This window comes from Gilliamella sp. Pas-s27 (genome assembly GCF_009795865.1).
Lineage (GTDB): Bacteria > Pseudomonadota > Gammaproteobacteria > Enterobacterales > Orbaceae > Gilliamella.
Genome location: NZ_WTEW01000001.1, coordinates 239,321 through 245,691 on the forward strand (window position 1 = coordinate 239,321; position 6,371 = coordinate 245,691).

Annotated in this window: 9 protein-coding genes and 1 pseudogene; all 10 read left to right on the top strand. The window is 38.1% G+C overall.

Going from position 1 to position 6,371, the window contains the following annotated elements:
- Positions 1-192 precede the first annotated feature (192 nt).
- The 10 genes and pseudogenes from purH to GQ589_RS01120 all read left to right on the top strand — a co-directional run bounded on the left by purH (position 193) and on the right by GQ589_RS01120 (position 6,237).
- The gene (gene purH / locus GQ589_RS01080; protein WP_160411194.1) at positions 193-1,785 is read left to right on the top strand and encodes a bifunctional phosphoribosylaminoimidazolecarboxamide formyltransferase/IMP cyclohydrolase; all 1,593 of its coding nucleotides are present in this window, start codon (positions 193-195) and stop codon (positions 1,783-1,785) included.
- Positions 1,786-1,881: 96 nt separating this feature from the next.
- Entirely contained in the window at positions 1,882-3,180 is a 1,299-nt protein-coding gene (gene purD / locus GQ589_RS01085; RefSeq protein WP_160424010.1) for a phosphoribosylamine--glycine ligase, read from the top strand.
- A gap of 19 nt (positions 3,181-3,199) precedes the next feature.
- The gene (locus tag GQ589_RS12380) at positions 3,200-3,328 is read left to right on the top strand and encodes a hypothetical protein (protein WP_255471033.1); all 129 of its coding nucleotides are present in this window, start codon (positions 3,200-3,202) and stop codon (positions 3,326-3,328) included.
- A complete protein-coding gene (locus GQ589_RS01090; protein WP_160411196.1) occupies positions 3,297-3,488 on the top strand; it encodes a PAAR domain-containing protein in 192 nt (63 codons plus the stop codon). The genes GQ589_RS12380 and GQ589_RS01090 overlap by 32 nt, the downstream gene beginning before the upstream one ends.
- An 83-nt stretch (positions 3,489-3,571) precedes the next feature.
- A complete protein-coding gene (locus GQ589_RS01095; protein ID WP_160424012.1) occupies positions 3,572-4,342 on the top strand; it encodes a DUF4225 domain-containing protein in 771 nt (256 codons plus the stop codon).
- Between the two features lie 51 nt (positions 4,343-4,393).
- Positions 4,394-4,564 (top strand): hypothetical protein, encoded by a 171-nt coding sequence (locus tag GQ589_RS01100; protein ID WP_160400414.1) that lies wholly within the window; start codon positions 4,394-4,396, stop codon positions 4,562-4,564.
- A 10-nt stretch (positions 4,565-4,574) separates the two neighbouring features.
- Entirely contained in the window at positions 4,575-4,886 is a 312-nt protein-coding gene (locus GQ589_RS01105) for a hypothetical protein (RefSeq protein WP_160424014.1), read from the top strand.
- 479 nt (positions 4,887-5,365) lie between these two features.
- Positions 5,366-5,680 (top strand): annotated as a pseudogene (locus GQ589_RS01110) (phosphoribosylglycinamide synthetase C domain-containing protein); the annotation flags it as partial.
- Between the two features lie 117 nt (positions 5,681-5,797).
- On the top strand, positions 5,798-5,989 hold the full coding sequence (locus GQ589_RS01115; RefSeq protein WP_160424018.1) for a PAAR domain-containing protein: 192 nt from the start codon (positions 5,798-5,800) through the stop codon (positions 5,987-5,989).
- Complete coding sequence (locus tag GQ589_RS01120; protein WP_160424020.1) at positions 5,968-6,237, top strand: hypothetical protein; 270 nt, start codon at positions 5,968-5,970, stop codon at positions 6,235-6,237. Before GQ589_RS01115 ends, GQ589_RS01120 begins: the two co-directional genes overlap by 22 nt.
- The last annotated feature ends 134 nt before the right edge of the window (positions 6,238-6,371 follow it).

Genomic DNA, 6,371 nt, shown 5'->3' on the forward strand with positions numbered 1-6,371 from the left:
AAAAGAAAGCCAACAATGCGTTATTTACCATGAAAATGTTAATTCTGTGATCAATATCAAATATTATGATTTAACCGTTTTTAGGCTTGTTTAATAAAATTTTTTAATAAGTTAATACTAAACATCCCCCCTTAATTTATATATAATGCGACTCAATAATTTGAATTTTAATATCAACTTCGGAGCCCCCTCATGCAGCAGTTTCGCCCCATTCGCCGTGCTTTACTTAGTGTATCCGACAAAACCGGTATTTTAGAATTTGCCAAAGCCCTATCTGAACGAAATGTAGAACTTCTTTCAACAGGGGGAACAGCAAAGCTACTTATGGACAACCAAATACCTGTAACTGAAGTGTCAGACTACACAGGCTTTCCTGAAATGATGGATGGGCGAGTCAAAACACTACACCCCAAAATTCATGGTGCTATTTTAGGAAGACGAGGTGTTGATGATGACATTATGCAACAACACCAAATTGCACCGATTGATATGGTGGTTGTCAACCTTTACCCATTTGCTAAAACGGTTGCCAAACCCAACTGCACATTAGAAGACGCCGTTGAAAATATCGATATTGGCGGTCCAACTATGGTGCGCTCTGCCGCTAAAAATCATAAAGATGTTGCTATTGTGGTTGATTGTGGTGATTATGAAAATATCATTAATATGATGGATAATAACCAAAACGCCCTTTCTTTTGAATATCGCTTCAACCTTGCCATTAAAGCCTTTGAACACACCGCCAAATACGACGGCATGATTGCCAACTATTTTGGGCAACAAGTACCACCGTATATGGGCGAAACCGACAAACCAGCAGGTCAATTTCCACGCACATTAAATCTTCAATTTATAAAAAAACAGAACATGCGCTATGGTGAAAACAGCCACCAACAAGCGGCTTTTTATATTGAAGAAAGCGTTAAGGAAGCATCGATTGCAACGGCAAGACAACTGCAAGGTAAAGCACTATCTTATAACAACATTGCCGACACCGACGCTGCGCTTGAATGCGTAAAATCATTTGAACAGCCTGCTTGTGTGATCGTCAAACACGCCAACCCTTGTGGTGTTGCGGTTAGTGACAATATCCTAAACGCCTATTTAAATGCCTATAAAACCGATCCGACATCAGCTTTTGGAGGCATTATTGCCTTTAACCGCCCATTAGATGCGGCAACGGCTCAAGCTATTGTTCAACAACAATTTGTTGAAGTCATCATTGCCCCAATAGTCAATCAAGATGCATTAGCTATTATTGAAGCGAAAAAAAATGTACGAGTACTGGAATGTGGCGAATGGTCAACGCCTGCGACAGTCAGCCTAGACTTTAAGCGTGTTAATGGTGGTTTATTAGTGCAAGATCGTGATTTAGGCATGGTATCGCCAAACGAACTTACCGTTGTCACCAAACGCAAACCAACAGAGCAAGAACTGTCTGATGCTTTATTTTGTTGGAAAGTGGCTAAATTTGTTAAATCCAATGCCATTGTTTATGCCAAAAACAACATGACAATTGGTATTGGTGCAGGACAGATGAGCCGAGTTTATTCCGCCAAAATCGCTGGAATCAAAGCGCAAGACGAAAACCTAGAAGTAGCGGGTTCTGTCGTTGCTTCAGATGCGTTTTTCCCATTTCGAGACGGAGTTGATGCGGCAGCAGCTGCAGGGGTAACGTGTGTAATTCAGCCCGGTGGCTCGATTCGTGATGACGAAGTGATTCAAGCTGCAAATGAACACAATATTGCAATGATATTTACAAATATGCGTCATTTTAGACATTAATTTTGATATGAATAATATGGCGACTTTGCTTATTATTAAAAATAAATTACCTATATTTATCTTTTTATTAAAAAAGACATCGTTAAAGGATCTTTTATGAAAGTTTTAGTCATTGGTAATGGTGGGCGCGAACATGCGCTTGCTTGGAAAATTGCACAATCACCACGAGTATCTAAAGTCTTTGTTGCACCAGGTAATGCAGGTACTTCACTAGAGCCTAGCTTAGAAAATATCAACATCAAAGCGACCGACGTCGGTGGACTGCTTAGTTTTGCTCAGCAAGAACAAATTGATTTAACGATAGTTGGCCCCGAAGCCCCGTTAGTGATTGGCATTGTTGATAGCTTTCAAAAAGCAGGATTAAAAATCTTTGGCCCAACCAAAGCAGCTGCACAACTTGAAGGATCAAAAGCCTTTACTAAAGACTTCTTAGCTCGCCACAATATCCCCACAGCCGAATATCAAAACTTTACCGAAGTTGCTCCAGCTATTAACTATATCCGTGAAAAAGGCGTCCCAATTGTCATTAAAGCCGACGGCCTAGCGGCTGGTAAAGGAGTGATTGTTGCCATGAGCCTAAAAGAAGCCGAAGATGCCGTACATGACATGTTAGCAGGCAACGCCTTTGGCGATGCAGGGCACCGCGTTGTGGTTGAAGAATTTTTAGACGGTGAAGAAGCCAGCTTTATTGTCATGGTTGATGGCAAACATGTCGAGCCAATGGCAACTAGCCAAGACCATAAACGTGTTGGCGACGGCGATACAGGTTTAAACACGGGGGGAATGGGCGCGTATTCGCCAGCTCCTGTTGTAACTGATGCGGTTTTTGCAAAGGTAATGGATAAGATTATCTACCCAACCGTTAACGGTATGGCGCAAGAAGGCAATGTCTATGTTGGCTTTTTATATGCTGGCTTAATGATTGACAAAGATGGCAACCCCAAAGTTATTGAATTCAACTGCCGATTTGGCGATCCTGAAACACAACCAATTATGATGCGAATGCAATCCGATCTGGTCGAACTCTGCCTTGCGGCAGTGGATGGCAAATTAGATACCGTCAAATCAAAATGGGATCCAAGACCTGCATTAGGCGTGGTGCTTGCCGCTGGCGGTTACCCAGGCAAATATAATACCAAAGATGTCATCCTTGGATTGCCTGCCGAATCAACCGAAGATTGCAAAATCTTTCATGCGGGTACTAGTTTAGAAAAAGGGCGTGTTCACACTAATGGCGGGCGAGTATTGTGCATAACCGCACTTGGTAACACGGTACTTGAAGCCCAACAACGGGCTTATCAGCAAGCCAAAGACATCTATTGGCATGGTTGTTTTTATCGGCATGATATAGGTTACCGTGCGATTGAGCGAGAGCAAAACGGCCATAAATCTTAATTTCTAAAGTTAATTAATTATGGCGTTTAATGACGCCATAGTAGGTATGAACGAACAATTAACGCAATGCTCATCAATTCTTATTAAATTTTTAAATAAAAGAATGGGAGAAGGGAGTGAACAAATTATTAGCAGTGTTGGGCGATGATACGACAACTGGTGGTAAAGTAATTTCCGCATCAAATGGAGGGTTTTCTCAAGGTCAAGGCATTGCATGCTTAGGCGATTACGCAAGTTGTCCTAAATGTACAAAAGGGTATGGTTCCATTATTGAAGGAACATATGATTGTATTGTAGATGTCCAATAGGTGAGAATCGAATTATCGCCACTAAAAGCTTTACTTATGTTAATGTTGCAATCCATTCATCAGCGAAAAGCTCAAGTTTTAAAATGCCTAGCTCTTCAAAAACCTCATTACCTATTTTTCAAAACCTGATGTATACGCAAAGTGACTCACCACTTGAAATGAGTGACGACACGTCAAAAATTCGATTGGATGCCAAGCGCTTAATGGATTGCACCCACGAACTATGCGAAAAACACCTTTATTATAACGAAATAAAACAATCTTTTATTGATGATGTTGATACATATGCCATGAATATTGTCAATAAAGTTGAAAGTGGAGAAATGAGTTATGAGGAAGGCGCAAAGAAAATAAAGACTGAAGAAAATAATTTATTAGAGCAAAGTTTTATATGGTTGAAAAATGGTTTGTCTATTTTTGGTGGTGTAGGAATGATTCAAACTGGGGTAGCACTTTGTTCTGTGGGATTGTCATGTCTTATTGGTGCCCCTATGATAGCGCATGGAGGAAATGGAATATATGAAGGAGGAGCTGGCATTGTTAATGGTGTTATGAACGAAATTGATGGCGGCAACAGGAGTATGGAAGTTGATGGGCCTTTAAGAGGTTGGTATAAAGATGCTACCGAGTCTTTAGGTTTTGATTCTTCAATAGGTGATATTGCTTATGATAGTTTAGATTTAAGTATGTCAGTAGGGGCTAAGTTGAAATTAGTGCCGAAATTGAATAAGTTTGGTGATCCGAGATTTAAATTATTTAAATATGGTCGCCGTGATTTAGAAAACGCTTACAAACAAATGAGTAAGAAATTATTAACTGTGGAAATTCTTGGTGATGCTATTTCTCTTAGATAACTAGCTAATCAGTTAAAAAAAGCTTTTGTACTTAATAAAGATACCAACCAAGTGAGCATGGTTGTTAAAGAGCCAGAAACAATTATTAATACAGGACAAATTGTTGAGAATTGTTCATTGATAATCACAATAGGTAATGATGATGCACCAGATTATTATAGCTGTGAAAGTAGTGATGGTTCAACATATAGAAAAGATAGAGGCGGTAATATTATAAAATAAGGAGATTTGCATGGCTGTTGAAATATGGGTTAGCTATTATTTTTTTGCTATTGTTGGGTGTTTTATCCGGCGCTATTTCTCGGGATATATTGCAATGGACTATGAAAATGATAAGACTTTAAATCGTAAACGACGTTTAGCTCTTTTTTATTTTTATTTTATTTCTTTATATAGCCTGTTAATTATAAGTCAGCCAGGAGAAGGGTTTTTTTCAAATATTATTTTTTTCTGGTCAGCTGTTTTTATTTTTATATTGTATGTATTTTTTATTAGCTTTCTTGAAACACCACGTAGATACATAAAAAGGAAAAAATGGAAATAACCTAAATGAATTATGAAAAGCCTAAATAATGATAAAGGAGAATATAATAGCTATGGTATGTTTTATAACAGTCAGTTTTTGTATATGTGCATTTTTTTGTGTTTACATTCGTTACTATTTTTCAGGTTATATACTTACAGATTATCAGCAGAATAAAAGTTTAAATAATAAAAGAATCTGTGCGATTATATATTATTATTCTATTAATTTATATAGTATTTTTATTCTTGTTCCCCATGGAGATTTATCAATAACAAGTTTAACCTTTTTTTGGTTTGTGGCTTTTATAATGATTTTAAACGTTTTTTTTATTAGTTTTCTCGAAACCCCACGTAGATACAAAAAAAGAAAAAAATGGAAATGATTAATTGAAGTTAAATAGAAGCTGTTGATATTTTGTATTAATCATATGTCTATTTATATTTTTAGCCATATTATGCAACATGCTAATGTGGCTATACCGACATAATTTCTAGCCAAGACCTGCATTAGGTGTGGTGCTTGTCGCTGGCGGTTACCCAGGCAAATATAATACCAAAGATGTCATCCTTGGATTGCCTGCCGAATCAACCGAAGATTGCAAAATCTTTCATGCGGGTACTAGTTTAGAAAAAGGGCGTGTTCACACTAATGGCGGGCGAGTATTGTGCATAACCGCACTTGGTAACACGGTACTTGAAGCCCAACAACGTGCTTATCAGCAAGCCAAAGACATCTATTGGCATGGTTGTTTTTATCAGCATGATATTGGTTACCGTGCGATTGAGCGAGAGCAAAACGGCCATAAATCTTAATTTCTAAAGTTAATTAATTATGGCGTTTAATGACGCCATAGTAGGTATGAACGAACAATTAACTCAATGCTCATCAATTCTTATTAAATTTTTAAATAAAAGAATGGGAGAAGGGAAGTGAACAAATTATTAGCAGTGTTGGGCGATGATACGACAACTGGTGGTAAAGTAATTTCCGCATCAAATGGAGGGGTTTCTCAAGGTCAAGGCATTGCATGCTTAGGCGATTACGCAAGTTGTCCTAAATGTACAAAAGGGTACGGTTCCATTATTGAAGGAACATATGATTGTATTGTAGATGTCCAATAGGCGATAATCGAATTATCGCCACTAAAAGCTTTAATTATGTTAATGTTGCAAATCATTCATCAGCGAAAAGCTCAAGTTTTAAAATGCCTAGCCCTTCAGAAACCTCATTACCTATCTTTCAAAACCTGATGTATACGCAAAGTGACTCACCACTTGAAATAAGTGACGACACGTCAAAAATTCGATTGGATGCCAAGCGCTTAATGGATTGCACCCACGAACTATGCGAAAAACACCTTTATTTGTAGTAGCTCAAACTTAATCTGACAGACACCTATTACTCATCGGTTTTCATTTTAACAAAATGCGTGTCCGATGAGTAAAATAAATTCTCCAATTGCTTTTCCTTAACCAACCCCTTTGCATCATTCCATGTTTGCCA

What these genes read in the sequence shown, in the direction of transcription:
- purH (WP_160411194.1), top strand. Translation starts at nt 193, where the DNA reads ATGCAGCAGTTTCGCCCCATTCGCCGTGCTTTACTTAGTGTATCCGAC.
- purD (WP_160424010.1), top strand. Translation starts at nt 1,882, where the DNA reads ATGAAAGTTTTAGTCATTGGTAATGGTGGGCGCGAACATGCGCTTGCT.
- GQ589_RS12380 (WP_255471033.1), top strand. Translation starts at nt 3,200, where the DNA reads ATGGCGTTTAATGACGCCATAGTAGGTATGAACGAACAATTAACGCAA.
- GQ589_RS01095 (WP_160424012.1), top strand. Translation starts at nt 3,572, where the DNA reads ATGCCTAGCTCTTCAAAAACCTCATTACCTATTTTTCAAAACCTGATG.
- GQ589_RS01105 (WP_160424014.1), top strand. Translation starts at nt 4,575, where the DNA reads ATGGCTGTTGAAATATGGGTTAGCTATTATTTTTTTGCTATTGTTGGG.